The organism is Methylobacterium tardum (assembly GCF_023546765.1).
Lineage (GTDB): Bacteria > Pseudomonadota > Alphaproteobacteria > Rhizobiales > Beijerinckiaceae > Methylobacterium > Methylobacterium tardum.
In genome coordinates this window covers 6,047,592-6,068,374 of record NZ_CP097484.1, presented here as the reverse complement: position 1 = coordinate 6,068,374, position 20,783 = coordinate 6,047,592, and the positions used below count along the sequence as shown (strand labels likewise).

Sequence of the window (20,783 nt, the reverse complement as noted above, 5' to 3'; positions counted from 1 at the left end):
TGGCACAGGGTCTTGCCGCGGCCACCATCGGATCGGTGATGCAGGACAGTTTCGACGTTACGACCATCATCTTCCTCGCGCTCGCAGTCTTCGTGATCTGGCGTCTGCGCTCGGTGCTCGGTCAGAAGACCGGAGCGGAGCGCTCGCCGTTCAAGCCGGTCGACCGCAGCCGCACCGAGCCCCAGACGCGGTCCGACGGCGACAACGTGGTGCGCCTGCCGGGCGCCGACCGGGTTCAGCCCGCGCCGCCGCCGGCCGCGGCACCGCGCGACTGGCGCGGGATCGCCGAGCCCGGCTCCGAGATCGCGCGCGGCCTCGAGGCCTGCGTCCAAGCCGAGCCGGGCTTCGATCCGCGCGCCTTCCTAGAGGGCGCCAAGTCGGCCTACGAGGCGATCATGATCGCCTTCGCCAAGGGCGACCGGAAGACCCTGCGCGGGCTCCTGTCCAAAGAGGTCGGCGAGGCATTTGAGCGCGCGATCGTCGAGCGCGAGCGCAACCGGCAGACGCTGGAGACCACCTTCGTGTCGATCGACAAGGCCGAGATCGTCGCCGTCGAGGTGCGCAACCGCGTCGCGCAGGTGACCGTGCGCTTTCTGTCGAACCTCATCACGGCCACCCGCAACGCGGAGGGCAAGGTGGTCGATGGCAGCGCCGAGACCGTGGTCGAGGTGCCGGATGTCTGGACCTTCGCCCGCACCCTCGGCTCGCGCGACCCGAACTGGCAGCTCGTGGCCACCGAGGCCGGCGCCTGAACGCGTGGCAGCCAAGCCGTGCCGCTGCCACGCCTCCGATCCGGAACCGTTCCGGCTGTCGTCGCCGCGCTCGCCCTGGCCCAGCTCGTCCTGACCCGTGCGGCCAGCGCCGCACCCGAGACGGTCGGCGGCGCCGTCCTGACGCCGGTCGCGATCGAGACTGTGCCGGGCTTTCCCGGCCCGGATCCCGCCGCCGCGCGCGACGCCTTCCGCCGGGTCTGCGCCGCGCCGCCCCCGGCCCTGCCGCAGCAAGCGAGTGTGGCGGGTGATCCCGCAGCCCTGGCCGAGGCCTGCGCGGCGTCCGCGGGCGACGTTCCGGATGCCGCCACGTTCTTCCGCGATCATTTCGACGCGTTCCGCGTGGAGCGGCCGGGCGCCGGGCAGCCCGGCTTCCTGACCGGCTATTTCGAGCCGGAGCTCGAGGGCTCCCTCGATCCCAGCGCCGATTTCCCGACGCCGGTGCTCGCCCGCCCCGACGATCTCGTGTCCCTCGGCCCCGGCGAGACCCGCCCCGGCCTCGATCCATCCCTGCGGGCCGCACGGGCCACCCCGGCCGGGTTCGCGCCCTATCCGGACCGCGCCGCCATTGAGGACGGGGCGCTCGGCGCGCAGGCACGGCCGATCCTGTGGCTGCGCGACGCGGTCGATCTGCTGGTGCTGCAGGTGCAGGGCTCGGGGCGCGTCCGCCTCCCGGACGGGCGCGCGGTGCGGGTCCTGTATGACGGGCGCAACGGCCGGCCTTACACGGCGGTGGCCAAGCTGATCGTGCAGGAGGGGCACCTGCCCCTCGAGGGCCTGACGCTCGCCCGCTGGACCGGGTGGCTGCGCGACCATCCCGACACCGCCCGCCGGCTGATCCGCGCGAATGCCTCCTACATCTTCTTCCGCCTCGCCGACGTGGCGGATCCGGCCCTCGGCCCTCCGGGGGCCGCGAACGCGCCCTTGAGCCCCGGCTACAGCCTCGCGGTGGATGCCGGCCTCTGGCGCTATGGGCTGCCGTTCTGGCTCGCCGGAAAGCTGCCCGATCGAGCCGAAGGCGCGGCGGGACGCCTCGTGATCGCCGCCGACACGGGATCGGCGATCGTCGGGCCGGCCCGCGGCGATCTCTTCGTCGGCACCGGTGCCCGGGCCGGCATCGTCGCCGGAAACCTGCGCGATGCCGTCGGCTTCGTGGTCCTGCTGCCGAAGCGCAAGGCGGCCCAGGAGCGGGCGCCGTGAGGCCGCCCCGCCGCGGGCGCCGCCTCAGTGCGGGCGAGGCCCGGCTCTGGAACGCGATCGCCAAGCTGGTGACGCCGCTACCCGGACGCGCGTCGCCGATCTCCGAGGCCGCCCCTGCCCCGGCGACGCCGACCGCCACCATGCCGGCCCTGTCGGCCCCGATCCTGAAGCCGAGCGCGGCACCAGCCGCCAAGAAGCCGCGGGCGAAGCCTCCGCCCAAGCCGGCAGCGGCACCGCCGCGTCCCGTGACCGCTGCCCCCTACCAGTGCGCCGCCTCAGCACCACGCGCCGAGCGCGGGGCTCGAGCGGACCGCCAAGGTCGGCCTGCGCCGCGGGCGCCTCCCCATCGAGGCGCGGATCGACCTGCACGGGATGGTGCAGGCGGAGGCCCATGCCGCGCTCACGGGCTTCCTGCTCCGGGCGCGGGCTGCCGGACATGCCTATGTGCTGGTCGTCACCGGCAAGGGTGGACCGGGCTATTCCGAAGCCTTCGCCGAGCGCGGAGTCCTGCGCCGCAGCGTGCCGCACTGGCTCCGGGGGCCAGACTTGCGCGGGATCGTCCTCGGCTTCGAGGAGGCCGCCCGCCACCACGGCGGCGGCGGCGCGCTCTATGTGCGCCTGCGGCGCCGATAGGGCATCGCGCATCGTTCCGGTCCGGATCGTCCAACGGCACGGCCTTCGACCTCCCCCGCCCACCCCGAGGCGCCTTCTGGCCGTCTTGCTCGACCCAATGGGGCGTCAAACCGCGCGGGGCCACGCTGTTGCGGCAGGGCCCGTTCGCGCCAATATCGGGGCCCGGCGCACGCGGCGCCGCGCACACAGCCGTTCGAGAGATGCCGGAGCTTCCCGAAGTCGAGACCGTACGGCGCGGACTGGCCCCCGCCCTGGTGGGGGCGCGGTTCAGCCGCGTCACCCTGCGCCGGGCCAACCTGCGTTTCCCGTTCCCGGAGCGCTTCGCCGCCCGGCTCGAGGGGCGGGCCGTCACGCATCTCGCGCGCCGGGCCAAGTACCTGACCGCCGACCTCGACTCGGGCGAGACGCTGATCATGCATCTCGGCATGAGCGGCCGGTTCGACGTGGCGCTGCCCGACGGCCGCAACCTGTCGCCGGGGGATTTCTACCTCGAAGGGGCCCAGGGCACCCCCAAGCACGACCACGTGGTGATGGCGATGAGCACCGGCGCCACGGTCACCTACAACGATGCCCGCCGCTTCGGTTTCATGGATCTCGTCCCGAGCGCGGATCTCGCCGGCTGCCGCCACTTCGCCCGGATGGGCGTCGAGCCCCTCGACGGGCTCACGGGGGCGGTGATCGCGCGGCTGTTCCGCCACAAGTCCGCGCCGCTGAAGGCCGCGCTCCTCGACCAGCGGCTGATCGCGGGCCTCGGCAACATCTACGTCTGCGAGGCGCTGCACCGGGCGCGCCTGCATCCGGAAGCCCCGGCCGGGAGCCTCGCCAAGCCCGACGGTCGCCCGACCGCTAAGGCCAACGCCCTGGCGAAGGCGATCGTGACGGTTCTGGAGGCGGCGGTCGAGGCCGGCGGCTCGACCCTGCGCGACTACGCCCAGACCGACGGCCGTTCGGGCGCCTTCCAGCACGCCTTCCGGGTCTACGACCGCGTCGGCCTGCCCTGCAGCCGGCCGGGCTGCGGCGGCGCGATCACCCGCATCGTGCAGGCCAACCGCTCGACCTTCTTCTGCGCCGCCTGTCAGCCCCCCGGCTGACGGCACCGATCCGTCGACTCTCGCGCCGCGAAACGGCATTTTCGCCACAAACCCGGTTAGGGTCAGAGCCCTCGACGTGCGCACCCGGTTGCGGGCAGCCGATCCCGGCCCGCGACGCGTCACGGGTCGCGCGGGCCCAGACAGGATCCCGATGTTCTTCCGCCGCTCAAAGCCCCCGCGCCCGAGACCACCGCGCTGGATCCGACGGACGGGCCGGCCCTGCCGCAGCGGCTCTCGCCGCGCTCGCCCGGCGAGGCGATCAAGCCGACCGCCGCCCCGCCGCCGCCGGAGAAGCCCGAGCGCGAGCGGAGCGGGCTCGTGGGCATCGTCAGCGGGGCGCTGACCTTCGCGGTGGTGATCGCCATCGCGGCGATGATCGGGATCACGCTGTTCCAGCGGCAGGTCCGCGAGCCGGGACCACTCGCGGCCGACAAGGTCGTGGTGATCCCGACCCACAGCGGAACGTCCGAGATCGCCGACACGCTGAAGCGCGAGGGCGTGATCGACCATACCGGCCTGTTCGAGTTCGCCGCCCGGTTCGGCGGCCGGCCGGCGCTCCGGGCCGGCGAGTACGTGTTCAAGGCGCATGCGAGCATCGCCGACACGCTCGACACGATCGCCACCGGCCGGCAGGTCCAGCACGCTATCACGTTCCCGGAGGGCCTGACCTCCGAGCAGATCGTGACCCGCCTCAACGACAACGACGTGCTCACCGGGGAGGTCAACGACATCCCGGCTGAAGGCTCGCTCCTGCCCGACACCTACAAGTTCGAGCGCGGCGCCACCCGGCAGCAGATCGTCAACCTGATGAAGGCCAAGCAGCGCGAGGTGCTGAACCAGATCTGGCTCCGGCGCAGCGCCGACGTGCCGGTCCGGACCCCGGCCGAGATGGTCACGCTGGCCTCGATCGTCGAGAAGGAGACCGGCCGCGCCGACGAGCGTCCGCGGGTGGCGGGCGTGTTCATCAACCGCCTGAACAAGCGGATGAAGCTGCAATCCGACCCGACGATCGTCTACGGGCTCGTGGGCGGCCGCGGCACCCTCGGCCGCGGGATCATGCGCTCCGAGATCGACCGGCCGACGCCCTACAACACCTACGTGATCGAGGGCCTGCCGCCGGGCCCGATCGCCAATCCCGGCCGGGCTGCCCTGGAGGCGGTCGCCAACCCCTCGCGGACCAAGGACCTCTTCTTCGTGGCGGACGGGACCGGCGGGCACGCCTTCGCCGATTCGCTTGAGGCGCATCAGCGCAACGTCGCCCGCTGGCGGGCGGTGGAGAAGAGCCGGCAGGCGCCGCCGGACGCGGTCGATAAGGTCGAGCCCGGCCCCGATCCGGCGACGCCGGGCCGCGCCTCGGCCTACGCGCCGGGCGGCGCGCCCGCGGGGAACGGAACCAACACGAACGCGGCCTTCCTCGAAACCGGAGCGCCGAGTTCGCGGGCGTTCGACGCATCCGAGGGCACGCGCCTCGATCCCCTGAAGAACCGCAGCTACGATCTGGGCTCGCCGAAGACCGTCCCCGCCCTCGCCGATCCGACGCCGGCGCCGCGCGGTCGGCGCTGACGGCCGGGGCCGGATCGCGGCCCCGCCGTTTCCGAGACGCCCGGCCGGACGTCGAGCCGCCTGCCGCGGGAGGGAGAGCCGGATGCCCCGGATGATCTTCGTGAACCTGCCCGTGGCCGACGTCGAACGCGCGGCCGGATTCTACGCGGCCCTCGGGGCGGAGCGGGACGCCCGCTTCTCCCAGCCGGGCACCGCCGCCGCGATGGTGTTCTCCGACGCCATCGTGGTGATGCTGCTCAGCCACGCGCATTTCGCCCATTTCGCGCCGCGCCCGATCGCCGACGCCCGCGCCGCCACCGAGGTGCTGATCTGCCTGTCGGAGGAGAGCCGGGCCGCGGTCGATGCGCGCGTCGCGCGGGCGGTCGACGCCGGAGGACGCGCAGACCTCAGAGCTCCGCAGGCGATGGGCGAGATGATGTACAGCCGCAACCTCGAGGATCTCGACGGCCACGTGATCGAGCTGATGTGGATGGACGCGGCGGCCGTGACGCAGGGTCAGCCCGGCGCGTGATCCCGCCGCGCCCCTGTCCTCCGGGGGCCTCGCCGGCGCCGACGAACCGACCGACCTCTTCCCCACCCGCAGATCCGTGCTACAGGCCCCGATCTTCGAGGGGGGATGGGGGTCGCCATGGCCCAGATCGCGAGCATGACCGGCTTCGCCCGCGCGGCGGGCACCACCGGGCCGGTGCAATGGGCCTGGGAGGTCCGCAGCGTCAACGGGCGCGGCCTCGACGTGCGCGTCCGCGTGCCGGCCGGCTATGACGGCCTCGGCGAGACCGCCCGCACGGCCCTCCAGAAGACCCTCACCCGCGGCCAGTGCCAGCTGACGCTGACGCTGACCCGGCCGGAGGCGACGACGCGGGTCCGGATCAACGAGGCTCTTCTGGCCAGTCTCGCGCAGGCCGTAGCCCGGGTGCCGGTTCCCGAGGGCGTGGCACCCGCCACCCTGGACGGGCTGCTCGGCATCCGTGGCGTGATCGAGACGGAGGACGAGGCGACCGACACGGAGGCGCTCGCCCGGGATCTCGCCGCGGGCGTCGTCCGGTTGGTCGCGGATCTCGCCGAGGCGCGCCACGCCGAGGGCCGTCAGCTGGAGCAGGTCGTCGGTGCCCAGGTCGCCCGGATCGCCGCGCTGACGCAGGCCGCGGAGGACAACCCGGCGCGCCAGCCCGAGGCGGTGCGCGCGCGCTGGCGGCCGCCGTGGCGGCGCTGGGCGGCAGCGGCCTCGATCCCGACCGCCTGCATCAGGAGGCCATGCTGCTCGCCGGGAAGGCGGATGTCCGCGAGGAGCTGGACCGCCTCAGGGCCCATGTCACCAGCGCCCAGGAGCTGCTGGCCGCCGGCGGCGCGATCGGCCGCCGCCTCGACTTCCTGGCTCAGGAATTCGGACGCGAGGCCAACACCCTGTGCGCGAAGGCCAACGACATCACCCTGTCGCGGATCGGGCTCGACCTGAAGGCCGTGGTCGAGCAGTTCCGCGAGCAGGTCCAGAACATCGAATGACCGGTCGAGACGTGAGGAAATGGATGCCGAACCCCGCGGAGACACGCGCATGACCGAGCCGGCCGGCGGCGCCTTCGACCCCATCGCGCGGCGTGGGCTGATCCTGATCCTGTCCTCGCCCTCCGGGGCGGGCAAGACCACCCTGACACGGGCGATCGCGCAGGATCCGGCCTGGGCGCTCGACCTGTCGATCTCCGTGACCACGCGGTCCCGCCGCCCGTCCGAGATCGACGGGCGCCACTATCACTTCATCGATCGCGAGGCGTTCGAGGACCTGCGCAGCCGCGACGACCTGCTCGAGTGGGCCGAGGTCCACGGCAATTTCTACGGGACGCCCCGCCGGCCGGTGGAGAAGGTGCTCGGGGCCGGCCGGGACATGATCTTCGACATCGACTACCAGGGCACACGGCAGGTGCGCGCGAAGCTGGCCCAGGATGTCGTGACGGTCTTCATCCTGCCGCCCAGCATGGCCGAACTTCGCCAGCGCCTTGAGCGTCGGGCCGAGGATTCGGCCGACACCATCGAGAAGCGTCTCGCCAACGCCCGGACCGAGATCCAGCGCTGGGTCGAGTACGATTACGTCATCGTCAACGACGACCTGCAGAACGCCTTCAAGGCGCTGCAGGGCATCCTGGCGGCCGAGCGGCTCAAGCGCGCGCGCCGCACGGGGCTGGCGCAGTTCGCCGACGGCTTGCTGGCCGAGACACCGTAGAGGCCCGGAGCCTTCCTATCGGCGGATCAGCACGACGCCGCCGATCAGGAGCCCGACCCCGATCAGGCGCGGCAGATCGACGGATCGCTGCGCCAAGCCGAGCAGGCCGAACTGATCGAACACGATCGAGGCGAGCATCTGACCCGTCACCAGGAGGGCGAAGAAGGTCGCGGCGCCGAGCTTCGGGACGAGTAGGATCGCCAGCCCGATGAAGAGGGCGCCGAACAGGCCCCCGCTCCAGGTCCACCACGGGATACGCCCCGCGACGCTCGCCGCCGGCACGGGATCGCGCAGGGCTGCGGCCAGGAGCGCCATGCAGGTGAGACCGACCGCGTAGCTGGCAAATCCCGCCCACGACGCGGAGGCGAGCCCGACGCGCAAATTCGCGTTCAGGATCTGCTGCAGGACGAGGCCGGCCCCTGCCAGGATAGCGAGCAAGGCGGGTATCGCGAGAGCGAGCATCGGTGAACGGGCCTGTTCGGAGGGGTTGATCCACCCGGAGTGACAGCCGCTCCGACGCGGCCCGTCAAATGCCGTGCCTGCTGGCTTTCATGGGAAACCCGCGCGCCGACCGGCTGGATATGCGGCGCTCAGGGCCCGGCAGCACCCTCGGGCGCGGGGCTCAGCCACGCGCGCATCGCCGCGAAGGTGGCCACCGCGGCTCCGGTCAGGACCGCTTCCGCGGCCGGATCGTCCGCGAAGGTTTCGAGCCGCGCCCGGAGGGTCGCCCACATCGCCCCGGCGGCCGGGCCGTGCGCCCGGTAATAGGCGAGCCCGGCGCCGGACAGGCCATGCAGGTCGGCGATATGCCGGCCGATCACTTTGCCGCCCAGCGTCGAGCCCTCCAGCACGTAGAGCGCGCCCGTGGCCGCGGCCGGTCCTCGAAGGATAGGCCCCTCACGACCGCCGAGCATCGGCAGCGGCAGCGCGGCCACCGCATCGGGACTCAGTCCGAGATGCTGGAGGTCCGCGGCCAGCAGCGCGAGGCGGCGCCGCGGTGCGAGAAAAGCGTCATCGGCCAGCTCGGCGCCGATCACCGGCTCCCAGGCCGCATGGAAACCGTGGAGCCGCGCCAGCAGGGTGCGATAGCCCGGAAGCGTCGCGACGCGCGCCCGCCAGTCGAGGGAATCCTCCAGGGCCGGTGGGCTGGCCCCGTGGCCGTCCGAAGCCCGGCATGCAGGCTGTCGCGGCCCATCGATCCGGGTGCGCTCACGCGGTGATCGTGAAGCAGGCGCCGGGATTGTTGGCGACGTCGAGCCGGGCGTTGATCTGTTCGAGCATCGCCCGGATCAGCTTCATGCCCAGGCCGGATCCCTTGCCGCGGGCCTTGGCGTCGGCCCAATCGTCGGGCAGGCCGGCGCCATCATCGCAGACCCGGAGCTGGACCTCTCCGGGACCGGAGGCCGAGACCTTCACCTCGACGCGGCCGCCCCCGGCCGGATTCGCGGCGTATTTGAAGGCGTTGGTCACGAGTTCCGTGGCGATCAGCGAGAGCGCGACCGCCTTGCGGTAGGGCACCATCAGGCCTGGCTCCGCGGACATATCCACGGCGTGTCCGTCGCCGGCGAGTCCCGCAAGATCGTTGCACAGGCTCTCGATGGTCTGGCCGAGATCGACCTCGCCGAACCGTTCCGCCTGATACAGGCTGTCGTGCACCCGGGCGACGCTCATCACCCGGGCAGAGGTATCGGCGAAGGCCTGCCGGGCTTCGCCGTCGGCGATCTGCCGCCGCTGCATCTGCAGGAAGGCGGAGACGATCTGCAGGGAGTTCTTCACCCGGTGGTCGATCTCGCGGGTCAGCAAGTCTTTCTGCTCGAGCAGGCGCTCCTTCTCGGCCAGAAGGCTCGTCAGCTCGTCGATCTTGCGGCTCTGGCGCAGCACGACGCCCTCCACGGCCTCGGTCAGCGAAGCCGCGAGCTGGAGCTGCCACTCCGCCCAGGGTGCCGCGAAACCGGTGCGCTCCTCCACCCAGCGCTCGAAGGAGCGGCGCGGCAGCACGGCGACAGGGCCGCTTCCGGCGAGAACGGGCTTGCGCGGGTCGCCGCCCCACGTGACCGTGCTGGGCACTTCGGGGCGGAACCAGAGCAGCAGGTTCTCCCGCGACTCGTCGACGAAGGCGGCCAGCAGGCCGCTCGCGATCTCGCGGTGCGGCGCCGCTTCCAGGTACTCGGAGGTGAAGCTGTTGCTGCTGTAGACGCTTTCCCCCGCGGGCATCCGTTCCCGCAGCCAGCCCGCGATCGCCGCCATCATGTCGGGCGGCGGCGTCCGGCCGATCTGCGTGACCCGCTCACCCGAGACGATGCCGGCACCCGTGGCGCTGAACAGGTCGAGCAGCGTGGTCGCGCCGCCGGTCAGGGCCGCCACGAAATCGTCGGACCGGGTCAGCCCGCGCACGAGGCGCCCCTCGACATCGAGATGGGCCTGGCGCTCGTCCCAGAGCCGGCGGGACTCGATCTCCTGCACCCGCATGGCGAAGGCGTCGGTGAGCACCGTCGCGGCGGAGCGGGTCTCCGGCGTGACGTAATGCGGACGGCGGTGGTGGCCGATCATCAGGCCCCAGAGCCGGCCCTCGACCATGATCGAGATCGACATCGACCCGTTCACGCCGAGGTTGCGCTGGTACTCCAAGTGGATCGGCGACAGCGTCCGGTGCTGCGCGAAGGTGAGGTCGATCGGGGCGTTGCCGGCGGCCGGCGCCGCGACCAGACCGACCGGCACGCTGTCGCGGTCGATCACGAAGCGGCTCTTGGCCTTCGTGTAGAGGGCACGCGCCTGGGCCGGGATGTCGGAGGCCGGAAAGCGCAGCCCCAGCAGGCTCCGCGACCAATCGGGCACCTTGTCCTCGGCCACCGCCTCGCCGTTCCAGTCGCTGTCGAACCGGTAGACCAGCACCGCCTCGAAGCCCGTCAGGGCGCGGATCTCGAGGGCGGCGATCCGGGCGGCATCCGCCAGGGTCGCGGCCTCGCGCAGGCGACCGACTGCGAGTTCGACGTCGACCTGACTGGCCGTGGCGAAGTCGTCGGCCGAGTCGGGTTCCAGCTCGAGTTCGACGATGAGCCGCCCGGCATGGGCATGGGCAACGGCATGGTAAGGCGTGCTCCGGCCCGGAAGGAGCAGCCGGCGACGCACCGAGCGGCCGTCATCCAGGGTCCCGCTCGCCAAGCGCGCCTGAACCGCCTCGATGAACGCCGCCGGCAGGATATCGGCGAGCGGGCGGCCCGCCAGCGGCAGCTCGGACGGATCGACGATCTCGGACACGTTCGCCGAGTAAGCGAGCACCAGCAGGGTCGCCGCGTCGGCGGCGAGCATCACGGCATTGGGCTGGATCGAGCCGGGGATGTGGATCGGCTCGCGCTCGCAGATGCTGGCATCGACCGGCTCGGCCCGGACGCGCTGCCCGATCGCCGCCATCACGGCCTCGCGCGACAGACCGGCCCCGAGGCTCTCGAGCGGATCGATGGTCAGCCACGTCACCGGAGCACCCGCCGCGATCGTTCCATGACGCATATGGACCCGGGCCCGCAGCGGCTGCGGCAGCCGGCCGAAGACATAGTCGAAGCTCTCATCCAGGGCGCCGCGACGGGCGCCGGCGAGGAAGCGGCCCCGGAAGCTCGGGACGTTGGTGCCCGGCATCACGTCGCGGAAGTAGTTGCGTCCCAGGACGGCGTCGCGTGACAGGCCCGAGATCGCGCTCGCGCCCTCGCTGAACGCCACGATGGCTCCGGCCGCATCGAGACCGATGACGCCCTGATCCAGGCGGTCGATCGCGTCGGGCGCGAGCACGTCGAGGTCGACGCCGTTATCGGGGGCCTGGCTCGGCGGCATCAGGAACGAAACCAGCTCATTCAATCGGATATGACGGCACGATCGGACGAAGCGCAACGATTGTGGTCGCGACAAGATCAACTCCCGTAAATCTTTCGTTGAATGTCGGACATTGCGCTCACAAGTCCTTCCTCAACTGTAGGATGATATGCCGGTCTCTCGCACAGGCTCCTCACCGTGCGGCCCTCGGCAAGAACATAAATCAACAGATGGGCAAGGTGCTCCACGGCAGGGCCCAGCATCTCGCCGCCGAGCAGCCGGCCGCTCCGATCGGCCCAGAGGCGGATCCCGCCGCGGTTCAGGCCCTCGACGCGGGCCCGCCCTTGATCGGAGAAATCCATCCCTCCGACGACGCGGTCCTGGTCCTCGGGATCGTGAGGCGCTCCGACCACAGCAACCTGGGGGTGTGTGAACACCATGGCGAAGCCTGGAAGGGGCGCAGGAGCCTCGACGGCACGGCTGGCGGCCAGGGCGGCGGCATTGGCTCCGGCGATAGCGCCCTGTCGGCTCGCTTCGTGCAGCACCGGCCGCCAGGCATCGGCATCGCCCGCGATCAGGATGGGCGCCCCTGAGCAGACGAGGCTGCGGCGGTCGAAATCCGGTACCCCGCCCTCGCCGACGCGCAGGCCGGCGGCCTCGAGATCGAGATCGGCGAGATTGGGGGACCGGCCCGCCGCAGCGAGGATGCGGGTCGCCCGCGTGACCTGCGGCTGCCCGGCCCGATCGGTCCAGGCGACCCGCACGCCGTCACCGTCGGCCGCGGCCCCCTGCACCCGGGCGCCGAGGTGCAGGTCGAACTCCGCGCCGAAGATCTCGATCGCCTGCCGGTTGAGGGCAGGCTCGGACAGGCCGGCGACGGTGTCGCCGGCATCGATGACTGTCACCACGACGCCGAGTCGCGCCATCGCCTGGGCGATCTCGATCCCGACAGCGCCGGCGCCGAGGATCGCCAGCGAATCGGGCAGGTCGGGAATCTCGAACAGGGTGTCGGTGGTCAGGAGGCGCTCACCCAATCCCTGGAGCGGATCCGGCACGACCGGGCTCGATCCCGTGGCGATGACAGCCGCGCGGAACCGGATCTGCGCCTGACCCTGCACGACGAGGGTACGCGCATCGACGAATCGGGCACTGCCCGCAATCCGGGTGCCGTCCGGCAGCGCGTCGAGCCCCTCGAAGACACTGGCGACGAAGCGATCGCGCTCGGCGCGCAGGCGTTTCAGCACGGCCGGGCCGTCGACGGTGACGCCAGAGACCCGGATTCCGAACAGATCGGTGCTGCGGGCCGCGTGGGCGGCGGCACCGGCGGCGATCAGCAGCTTGGAGGGCATGCAGCCGACCCGGGCACAGGTGGTGCCGCCCGGTCCGCGCTCGATCAGCACCGCGCGGGCACCGGCGGCCGTGGCGGCGCGATGCGCGGCGATGCCGGCCGTTCCGGCCCCGATCACCGCCACATCGACATCGAGTTCGCGCATCACCACCCCGGACATTCCGCCGGGGCCAAAGTCTCACGGCTCAGGTTCGTTCCACCTGCGCGCTCGCGCCTCAGCCCGATCCGAACCGGCCGGGGCCCCGCGCGCGCCGTCGCCGACGGCGCAGGGCCATGGGATCAGGCGCTGCGGCCGGGGGCCGTGCCGCCGAGGTGGAAAACCCGGTGCGGCACCAACTCGCCGCGCTCCACATCCCCCACGGCGACCAGGATCCCCGCGCAGGTCGCGAACGCCTTGCCTTCAACGGGAGCGTCGCGGCCCCGAAGGATCACCGGCTGACCCCGCATGAGGCGCAGACCCAGATCGCGGGAGACGGCGACCTCCGGGATGGCATCGAGAGCCGTCTCGACGGGACGCAGATAGGCCAGCGCGGCTTCGGGGGTGCCCTCCGACAGCACCGTGACCGGGCACGCCTCGGCCTCCGAGAACGGGCCGACACGGGTCCGGCGCAGGGCCGAGACGTGGCCGTAGCAGCCGAGCACGCGGCCGAGATCGCGGGCCAGGGCGCGCACGTAGGTCCCCTTGCCGCATTCCGCCTCGATCACCGTCCGCTCGCCGTCATGCTCGGCGACCGCGAGCCGGTCGATCTGCACCGGCCGGGCGACCAGCTCCACGACCTCACCCTCGCGGGCGAGATCGTAGGCGCGCTCGCCCTGGATCTTGATGGCCGAGTAGCGCGGCGGCACCTGCTCGATCGCACCCACGAAAGCCGGCAGCGCCGCCTCGACCGCCGCGCGGTCGGGCCGGGCGTCGCTGGTCGCCACGGGTCGTCCCTCGGCATCATCGGTGTCGGTTTCGATGCCCCACTGCACGGTGAACCGGTAGGCCTTGCGGCCATCCATCACGAAGGGGACGGTCTTGGTCGCCTCACCCAGCGCGATTGGCAGGATTCCGGAGGCCAGCGGGTCGAGGGTGCCGGCATGGCCAGCCTTCTTGGCGTTGAAGGCGCGCTTCACCACCGCCACCGCGTGGGTCGAGGTCATGCCGACATGCTTGTCGAGGATCACCCAGCCCGACACGTCCCGACGCTTCGGCCGGTCCGGACGGGGCCCGCGCTGCGGGCGCCGTCCCTCCGGACCCCGGCGCTCTGCGCCCGGAGCAGGAGCGGCGCGCTCGGCCGGCGGGTGATCTTCCATGGAAACCGTCATGTCCGCATGTCCCCGGGGTCGATGCCCCGTCCCTTTCTGTTCGGCGACAGGGTTCAATGCCCCGTCCCGGTCTCCGGTTCGTCGTCGCGCCCGGAATCGAGGTCGCGCTGCACACGCTCGTCCCGCAGCAGCTTATCGATGCGGGCCGCCTCATCGAAGGTCTCGTCGCGGCGGAAGCGCAGCTCCGGCGCGAATTTCAGGTTCACGCGTCGCGCCACCTCCTGGCGCAGCACTTTCCGGTGCCGCTCCAGGGCCGCGATCACCGGCGCCTCGTCGAGGCCGCCGAGCGGCATGACGTAGGCCGTGGCGAGCTTCAGGTCGGGCGACATCCGCACCTCCGGCACGGTCACGACATGCGTGCCGAGCACCGGATCCTGGATGTCGCCGCGCTGGAGCACCTCGGCGAGCGCGTGGCGCACGAGTTCGGCCACGCGCTGCTGGCGCTGCGAGGGGCCGGTGGAAGTGGGTTTCTGGGCCATTCTGTCTCGGGCCGGCGCCGCTGGGGTGGCCGGCTCACGTTCTGAAAAAAGAAAAGACGGCCGCGGCGGGTGCCGCGGCCGCCCTGTCCGGACGGGTCCGGACGATCAGAGCGTGCGGCGGATCTCCTCGACCCGGTAGCACTCGATCACATCGCCCGCGCGCATGTTCTCGAAGTTCTCGAAGGCCATGCCGCACTCCTGGCCGGAGGTGACTTCCTTCGCGTCGTCCTTGAAGCGCTTGAGCGTCTTCAGCTTGCCCTCGTGGATCACGACGCTGTCGCGGATCAGGCGGACATGGGCGCCGCGCTCCACGATACCGTCGGTGACGCGGCAACCCGCGACCTTGCCGACCTTCGAGACCTCGAAGACCTCCTGGATGGTCGCCTCGCCGAGACGATCTTCCCGCAGGGTCGGCGGCAGCATCCCCGACAGCGTGGCTTTGATGTCGTCCACGAGGTCGTAGATGATGTTGTAGTACCGGATCTCGATGCCGGCCCGCTCGGCGGCCTCGCGGGCCTCCTTGTGGGCGCGCACGTTGAAGCCGATGACCACGGCCTTCGACGCCTGGGCCAGGGTGATGTCGGACTCGGTGATGCCACCGACGCCGGACAGGAGGATGCGGGCCGCGACCTCGTCGTTGCCGAGCTTCTCCAGCGCGCCCGAGATCGCCTCGACCGAGCCCTGCACGTCGCCCTTGATGACGACCGGCAGCTCCTTGCGGCCGGCGCCTTCCTTGAGGTCGCGCATCATGTCGACCAGCGAGCGGTTGGCACCGCCGGTCCGGGCATTCTGGCGCTCGCGCTTCTGGCGGGCGCGGTACTCGGTGACCTCGCGGGCGCGCGCCTCGTTCGGCACCACGATCACGCGGTCGCCGGCATCGGGCGTGCCGTTGAAGCCCAGCACCTCGACCGGCACGGACGGTCCGGCGTACTGCACGTTCTCGCCGAGGTCGTCGATCAGGGCGCGCACGCGGCCCCACTCGGCGCCCGCCACGACGATGTCGCCGGTGAACAGGGTGCCGCGCTGAACCAGGACCGTCGCCACGGGACCACGCCCGCGGTCGAGCTGGGCCTCGATGACCGTGCCCTCGCCGTCGCGCTTCTCGTTGGCGCGCAGGTTCATGATCTCGGCCTGGATCTGGATACCGTCCAGCAGCTCGGACAGGCCGGCGCCGGTCTTGGCCGAGACCTCGAACTCGAGGGTCTCACCGCCCATCGACTCGACCTGGATGTCGTGCTGGAGCAGTTCCGTGCGGACCCGCTCCGGCTTCGCGTCCGGCTTGTCGATCTTGTTGACCGCGATGATCATCGGGACGCCCGCCGCCTTGGCGTGCTGGATGGCCTCGATGGTCTGGGGCATGACGCCGTCATCGGCCGCCACCACGATCACCACGATGTCGGTGACCTTGGCGCCGCGGGCGCGCATCGACGTGAACGCCGCGTGGCCCGGGGTGTCGATGAAGGTGATCATGTCGCCGGACGGAGCCGCGACCTGATAGGCGCCGATATGCTGGGTGATGCCGCCGGCCTCGCCCTCGACCACGTTGGCCTTGCGGATCGCGTCGAGCAGCGACGTCTTGCCGTGGTCGACGTGGCCCATGATGGTGACCACCGGCGGACGGGGATCGAGATCCTCCTCGAGATCCGGCTCGTCGGACGACAGGCCTTCCTCGACGTCGGACTCGGCGACGCGCCGCACCGTGTGGCCGAGCTCCTCGGCGATGAGCTGGGCGGTATCCGAGTCGATCACGTCGGTGATCTTGTGGATCTGGCCCTGCTTCATCAGCATGCGGATCACGTCCACGGCCCGCTCCGACATGCGGTTGGCGAGTTCCTGGATGGTGATCGTCTCGGGGATCGTCACCTCGCGGGACAGCTTCTCCTTCTGCTCGACGTGGCCGCGGCCGCTCATCCGCTGCTGGCGGCGGCGGAACGACGCCACGGAGCGCGTGCGCTCGTCCTCACCCGACGTGGCGGTCGCGATGGTCAGGCGGCCGCGGTTGCGGTCGCCACCCGGCGACTTCGGCGTCTTGGGCGGGGTGATAATCTTGAGCGGCATGCCGGGACGGCGGATCACCCGCTTGGTCTCGGACTCGTCGTCGTTGGTCTGGGCTCCGCGACCGGCAGGACGCGCTGCGGCACCCGCACCGGCCGGACGCGCGGCGGTCGTCGGCGTCGCGCTCTTCTCGGGCTCGGGCGCCGGGGCCGGACGGGCCATGAAGTTGAGGTCGCGCGGCTTGCGCGAATCGGCCGTGATCGTCTTGCGCGGCTCGCCCGTGGACGGACGGGGCGTCAGCGGCGGGCGCGGGGCAGCGGGCGAAGCCGCGGCGGGCGCGGGCCGCGCGCCGGCCGGGCGAGCGGCATCGGGCTGACGAGCCGGCGCGGCCGGACGGGCCTGGGCCGCAGCAGCCGGGCGAGCCGATGCAGCGGCGGGCTGCGCAGGAGCCTGAGCCGGACGAGACGGCGCGGCGGCCGGCGCCTCGGCGGCGGGCGCGGCGGCCGGTGTCGGGGCAGCGGGTGCAGGCGGGGGCGCGGCAGCAGCCGCCTTGGCGGCTTCCGCCGCCTCGGCAGCAGCGGCAGCAGCCGCAGCCTTGCGCTCTTCCTCCTCGCGGCGGCGCGCCTCGGCGGCCTCACGCTCGCGGCGGGCCTGCTCCTCGGCCTCGCGGCGGCGCGCCGCGGCCTCGGCCTCGGCCTTCTGGCGCGCTTCGGCTTCGCGACGCTGCGCGTCGGCGAGGGCGGCCGCGCGAGCGGCGCTCTCCTGCTCGCTCAGGGTGCGCAGGACAACGCCCGAGGCGGCGCGCTGCGCAGGCCGCGGGGGCGGCGTCGTCGGCGCGGGAGCGGCCGGACGCGGAGCGGGGGCAGGCTCACGGGCAGGGGCGGCCGGTGCCGCACCGATGACGCGGCGCTTCACCGTCTCGACCACGACCTGCTTGGAGCGGCCATGGGAGAAGCTCTGACGCACGGTGCCCGCCTCGATCGGCCGCTTGAGAGAGAGCGGCTTCGGGGAAGTCCGGTTCAGAGTCTTGTCGCCCGGGTTGTTCGTATCGCTCATTCAGCCTGAACCCTGAGGGTTTCCATCGTCCCGTGAACCGACACCCGGTGGCGCCGGTCAAAATAGTCCTGCGTCGTCAACGTGAGGCTTCGCCGATCCCGCCGATTCGGGCTGGATCGGGCTCCCCGGTCGCCGCGGCGGCGCCCTCGAAGGAGCGTAGCCGACGCCAACGCGACAGGCAGCCGGCGGCTCCGGCTCCTGCGACGAGCGCAGCGTGTATCACATGATCCCGACCTAAGGCCATGTCCAATTCGTCTTCGGACAGGTCATCGATGATCGGGATCCTTGACATGGCCCCGCCGTGACGCCTGTGCAAGGCCGAGGCGATCTTCCGCCGGCCGTCCGGGCTCGCCTCGGCGGCATGAATCACCGCAATGGCGCACGGTTGCCCGCCGATCGCCGCCTCGACCTTCGAGAAGCCCGCCACAATGCAGCCCGCCTTGTTGGCGAGCGCGATCGCCTGCCGCAGGTCGTCCCGGAGTGCCGCGGTAATCCGGTCCGGCAGGTCGGGGGCGGCCGGGGTCGGCCCCTTGAAGGCCCGCGAGAACAGGTTCTTGCGGACGGCCTCGGCGACGACCGCGCGCCGGGCGCTGACCCAGGCACCGCGGCCCGGCAGCTTGGCGCGCAGGTCGGGCACGACGCTGCCGTCGGGCCCGCGCACGAATCGGATCATCGCGTCCGGCGCCTGGGCGACGCGCGTGACGATGCAGGTCCGCTCAGGCGCGCGGCGGCCGGGGCCGGCATCGAGCCCCCGGCAACCAGCCCGTCCTCGGGCAAGGTCGTGTCGACCGCGACCATCGCGCCTCCGCGCCGCCTCTCGCTCAGGCCTCGGCCTGCGCCGGCGCGGCCTCGTCGCCCTCATGGCCCTCGGCGGCATCCGCGCCGTCCTCGCCTTCCGGCTCCGGCAGGGCCTCGATCCAGCCGGCCTTCAGACGGGCGGACATGATCAGGGCCTCGGCCTCGGCGCGGGACAGGTCGAACCCGTCGAGGTAACCGGCATGGCGCACGGCCTCGGGGCCGCGGCCCTCCGTGTAGCCGACGAGGTCGTCGGTGGCGCAGCCCGCCAGATCCTCGACGCTCTTCACGTCGTTCTCGCCGAGAGCGACCATCATGGGCGTGGTGATGCCCTCGATCTCGCGCAGCTCGTCGGCGACGCCGAGCTCGGTGCGGCGGGCGTCGTGGGCCTGCTCGATCCGGGCGAGGTGGTCCTGGGCGCGGGCCTGGATCTCGGTACCGGTCTCCTCGTCGAGCCCCTGGATGCCGGACAACTCCTGGATGTCGACGTAGGCGATCTCCTCGACGTTGCGGAAGCCTTCCGCCGCGAGCAGCTGGCCGACGGTCTCGCCGACGTCGAGCGCCTCCATGAACACCTGGGTCCGCTCGGCGAACTCCTTCTGGCGGCGCTCCGATTCCTCGGCCTCGGTGAGGATATCGATGTCCCAGCCGGTGAGCTGCGAGGCGAGGCGCACGTTCTGGCCACGGCGGCCGATGGCCAGCGACAGCTGGTCGTCCGGCACCACCACCTCGATGCGGTCGGCCTCCTCGTCGAGCACCACCTTCACCACCTCGGCGGGCTGGAGGGCGTTGACGATGAAGGTCGCCTCGTCCTCGGACCACGGGATGATGTCGATCTTCTCGCCCTGCAATTCGCCGACCACGGCCTGCACGCGCGATCCGCGCATGCCGACGCAGGCGCCGACCGGGTCGATGCTGCCGTCGCGGGAGATCACCGCGATCTTGGCGCGGGAGCCGGGATCGCGGGCCACCGCCTTCACCTCGACGATGCCGTCGTAGATCTCAGGCACTTCCTGCCCGAACAGCTTGGCCATGAATTGCGGGTGCGAGCGCGACAGGAAGATCTGCGGGCCGCGCACTTCCGAGCGCACGTCGAACAGGTAGGAGCGGATCCGGTCGCCCGGCCTGAAGGTCTCGCGCGGGATCATCTCGTCCCGGCGCACGATGCCCTCGCCACGGCCGAGATCGACGATCACGTTGCCGTACTCGACGCGCTTGACGACGCCGTTGAGGATCTCGCCGATGCGGTCCTTGTACTCGTCGAACTGGCGGGCGCGCTCGGCGTCGCGGACCTTCTGGACGATGACCTGCTTGGCCGACTGCGCGGCCACGCGGCCGAAATCGAAGGGCGGCAGGGTGTCGGAGATCACGTCGCCGACCAGCGCGCCCGGGTTGTAGCGGCGGGCCTGATCGAGGGTGATCTCGCGGGCGTCGTTCTCGACCTGATCGGCGACCAGGAGGTGACGCGAGAGGCGCAGCGCCCCGGTCTTGGAATCGATCTCGGCGTGAACGTCGGTCTCGGCGCCGTAGCGGGAGCGGGCCGCCTTGGCGATCGCTTCCTCCATCGCGTCGATCACGATGGAGCGGTCGATCACCTTCTCGCGGGCGACCGCGTCGGCGATCTGGAGGAGTTCGAGCCTGTTGGCGCTGACGACGGCCATCGGTGTCGGTCCTTCTCTTCCGTCAAATCTTCGGGCCGGCCGCTGGGCGGCCGACGCTGGGGTCTCAGTGCAGGGAGTCGCGGTCCTTGAGCCGGGATGCCTTGGTCACGATCGGCTTCTTGGGACCGGTCCGGGCCGGATGCTTGGGCTTCGCCGTGGGGCTGGCCTTCTTCGGCCCCTGCGGGCGGAAGGGGCTTCGGGCCGGCGGCGCCGCGCGATCCTCGGCAACTTCCTCGTCCGCGCCCCCGTCCGCCTCATCCTCGGCAGGCGGGCCGCCGCGCCGAAGCGACTCGCGGACCAACTCGTCGGTGAGGACGAGATGGGCCTCGGCAAGGTTCTTGAGCGGCAGGTCGATGCGGCTCGGCAGCCCTTCCTTGACGTCGGGCAGATCGATCGGGACCGTCAGCCCAGCCGGGTCCGGCGCGCCGAGAATCCCGCGGAAGCGTTTGCGCCCGTCGAGCGGCGGGCTCAGCTCGACTTTGGCCTCGTAGCCCACCCAGCGGGCGAAATCCGAGACCCGCACCAGCGGCCGGTCGATCCCGGGCGAGGAGACTTCCAGGTTGTAGGCGCCCCCGACCGGATCATCGACGTCGAGGATCGGCGAGATCGCGCGGCTCACCGCCTCGCAATCGTCGATGGTGAAGGTGCCGTCCGGTCGCTCCGCCATGATCTGCACGGTGCAGCCGTTGATGTTGGACACCTTCACCCGGACCAGCCGGAAGCCGAGGCCCTCGAGCGGCCCCTCGATCGCCTGCGCGACGCGCGCAGCGACGCCGGCCTCTCGGACGAGGCGCTTCTCGGACAGATCCGCTTCGATCTCGGACGACATGGGTTTGAGCGCGCAACCTTCGCGACGTTCTGCCGG

17 protein-coding genes and 1 pseudogene are annotated in these 20,783 nt (G+C 71.8%); 8 read left to right on the top strand and 10 right to left on the bottom strand.

Features of this window, described 5'->3' with window-relative positions; all coding sequences use genetic code 11:
• Positions 1–38: 38 nt before the first annotated feature.
• The 8 genes and pseudogenes from M6G65_RS29055 to gmk all read left to right on the top strand — a co-directional run bounded on the left by M6G65_RS29055 (position 39) and on the right by gmk (position 7,472).
• Positions 39–752, top strand: coding sequence for a Tim44/TimA family putative adaptor protein (locus tag M6G65_RS29055; RefSeq protein WP_238194940.1), 714 nt, complete (start codon positions 39–41; stop codon positions 750–752).
• A gap of 24 nt (positions 753–776) precedes the next feature.
• Positions 777–1,970, top strand: coding sequence for a murein transglycosylase A (mltA, locus tag M6G65_RS29050; RefSeq protein ID WP_373323665.1), 1,194 nt, complete (start codon positions 777–779; stop codon positions 1,968–1,970).
• 372 nt (positions 1,971–2,342) lie between these two features.
• Positions 2,343–2,603: a Smr/MutS family protein gene (locus M6G65_RS34130; protein WP_250103191.1), complete on the top strand. Its 261-nt coding sequence runs from the start codon at positions 2,343–2,345 to the stop codon at positions 2,601–2,603.
• Positions 2,604–2,803: 200 nt separating this feature from the next.
• Positions 2,804–3,694, top strand: coding sequence for a bifunctional DNA-formamidopyrimidine glycosylase/DNA-(apurinic or apyrimidinic site) lyase (gene mutM, locus M6G65_RS29040; protein WP_238194719.1), 891 nt, complete (start codon positions 2,804–2,806; stop codon positions 3,692–3,694).
• Positions 3,695–4,012: 318 nt separating this feature from the next.
• Positions 4,013–5,257: an endolytic transglycosylase MltG gene (gene mltG, locus M6G65_RS29035; protein ID WP_379010455.1), complete on the top strand. Its 1,245-nt coding sequence runs from the start codon at positions 4,013–4,015 to the stop codon at positions 5,255–5,257.
• Positions 5,258–5,339: 82 nt separating this feature from the next.
• Positions 5,340–5,768, top strand: coding sequence for a VOC family protein (locus M6G65_RS29030; RefSeq protein ID WP_238194718.1), 429 nt, complete (start codon positions 5,340–5,342; stop codon positions 5,766–5,768).
• Between the two features lie 117 nt (positions 5,769–5,885).
• A pseudogene (locus tag M6G65_RS29025) lies at positions 5,886–6,760 on the top strand (YicC/YloC family endoribonuclease).
• A gap of 49 nt (positions 6,761–6,809) precedes the next feature.
• Positions 6,810–7,472, top strand: coding sequence for a guanylate kinase (gene gmk / locus M6G65_RS29020; protein ID WP_250103190.1), 663 nt, complete (start codon positions 6,810–6,812; stop codon positions 7,470–7,472).
• Between the two features lie 15 nt (positions 7,473–7,487).
• Here the strand turns inward: gmk and M6G65_RS29015 are convergent, their stop codons facing one another.
• The 10 genes from M6G65_RS29015 to rimP form a co-directional block, all read right to left on the bottom strand.
• Positions 7,488–7,934, bottom strand: a complete 447-nt coding sequence (locus M6G65_RS29015; protein ID WP_238194715.1) for a DMT family transporter — start codon at positions 7,932–7,934, stop codon at positions 7,488–7,490.
• A gap of 128 nt (positions 7,935–8,062) precedes the next feature.
• A complete protein-coding gene (locus tag M6G65_RS29010; RefSeq protein ID WP_250103189.1) occupies positions 8,063–8,509 on the bottom strand; it encodes a biliverdin-producing heme oxygenase in 447 nt (148 codons plus the stop codon).
• Between the two features lie 172 nt (positions 8,510–8,681).
• Positions 8,682–11,297: a histidine kinase dimerization/phosphoacceptor domain -containing protein gene (locus tag M6G65_RS29005; RefSeq protein WP_250104309.1), complete on the bottom strand. Its 2,616-nt coding sequence runs from the start codon at positions 11,295–11,297 to the stop codon at positions 8,682–8,684.
• Between the two features lie 77 nt (positions 11,298–11,374).
• Positions 11,375–12,769: a dihydrolipoyl dehydrogenase gene (locus M6G65_RS29000; RefSeq protein ID WP_238194714.1), complete on the bottom strand. Its 1,395-nt coding sequence runs from the start codon at positions 12,767–12,769 to the stop codon at positions 11,375–11,377.
• Positions 12,770–12,903: 134 nt separating this feature from the next.
• Positions 12,904–13,932, bottom strand: a complete 1,029-nt coding sequence (gene truB, locus M6G65_RS28995) for a tRNA pseudouridine(55) synthase TruB (protein WP_430929521.1) — start codon at positions 13,930–13,932, stop codon at positions 12,904–12,906.
• Between the two features lie 53 nt (positions 13,933–13,985).
• Complete coding sequence (gene rbfA / locus M6G65_RS28990) at positions 13,986–14,411, bottom strand: 30S ribosome-binding factor RbfA (protein WP_238194713.1); 426 nt, start codon at positions 14,409–14,411, stop codon at positions 13,986–13,988.
• Positions 14,412–14,516: 105 nt separating this feature from the next.
• Entirely contained in the window at positions 14,517–17,462 is a 2,946-nt protein-coding gene (infB, locus tag M6G65_RS28985; protein ID WP_238194712.1) for a translation initiation factor IF-2, read from the bottom strand.
• A gap of 76 nt (positions 17,463–17,538) precedes the next feature.
• Entirely contained in the window at positions 17,539–18,135 is a 597-nt protein-coding gene (locus tag M6G65_RS28980; protein WP_430929520.1) for an RNA-binding protein, read from the bottom strand.
• A 148-nt stretch (positions 18,136–18,283) separates the two neighbouring features.
• A complete protein-coding gene (nusA, locus tag M6G65_RS28975) occupies positions 18,284–19,918 on the bottom strand; it encodes a transcription termination factor NusA (protein ID WP_250103188.1) in 1,635 nt (544 codons plus the stop codon).
• A 64-nt stretch (positions 19,919–19,982) separates the two neighbouring features.
• Positions 19,983–20,747 carry a ribosome maturation factor RimP gene (gene rimP / locus M6G65_RS28970; RefSeq protein ID WP_238194709.1) on the bottom strand — a complete coding sequence of 255 codons (765 nt, stop codon included), beginning with the start codon at positions 20,745–20,747 and terminating at the stop codon, positions 19,983–19,985.
• Between the last annotated feature and the right edge of the window lie 36 nt (positions 20,748–20,783).

Coding starts and splice junctions, on each gene's coding strand:
- M6G65_RS29055 (WP_238194940.1), top strand. CDS start 39: ATGCAGGACAGTTTCGACGTTACGACCATCATCTTCCTCGCGCTCGCA.
- M6G65_RS34130 (WP_250103191.1), top strand. CDS start 2,343: ATGGTGCAGGCGGAGGCCCATGCCGCGCTCACGGGCTTCCTGCTCCGG.
- mutM (WP_238194719.1), top strand. CDS start 2,804: ATGCCGGAGCTTCCCGAAGTCGAGACCGTACGGCGCGGACTGGCCCCC.
- M6G65_RS29030 (WP_238194718.1), top strand. CDS start 5,340: ATGCCCCGGATGATCTTCGTGAACCTGCCCGTGGCCGACGTCGAACGC.
- gmk (WP_250103190.1), top strand. CDS start 6,810: ATGACCGAGCCGGCCGGCGGCGCCTTCGACCCCATCGCGCGGCGTGGG.
- M6G65_RS29015 (WP_238194715.1), bottom strand. CDS start 7,934: ATGCTCGCTCTCGCGATACCCGCCTTGCTCGCTATCCTGGCAGGGGCC.
- M6G65_RS29005 (WP_250104309.1), bottom strand. CDS start 11,297: ATGCCGCCGAGCCAGGCCCCCGATAACGGCGTCGACCTCGACGTGCTC.
- M6G65_RS29000 (WP_238194714.1), bottom strand. CDS start 12,769: ATGCGCGAACTCGATGTCGATGTGGCGGTGATCGGGGCCGGAACGGCC.
- truB (WP_430929521.1), bottom strand. CDS start 13,932: ATGACGGTTTCCATGGAAGATCACCCGCCGGCCGAGCGCGCCGCTCCT.
- rbfA (WP_238194713.1), bottom strand. CDS start 14,411: ATGGCCCAGAAACCCACTTCCACCGGCCCCTCGCAGCGCCAGCAGCGC.
- infB (WP_238194712.1), bottom strand. CDS start 17,462: ATGAGCGATACGAACAACCCGGGCGACAAGACTCTGAACCGGACTTCC.
- M6G65_RS28980 (WP_430929520.1), bottom strand. CDS start 18,135: ATGATCCGATTCGTGCGCGGGCCCGACGGCAGCGTCGTGCCCGACCTG.
- nusA (WP_250103188.1), bottom strand. CDS start 19,918: ATGGCCGTCGTCAGCGCCAACAGGCTCGAACTCCTCCAGATCGCCGAC.
- rimP (WP_238194709.1), bottom strand. CDS start 20,747: ATGTCGTCCGAGATCGAAGCGGATCTGTCCGAGAAGCGCCTCGTCCGA.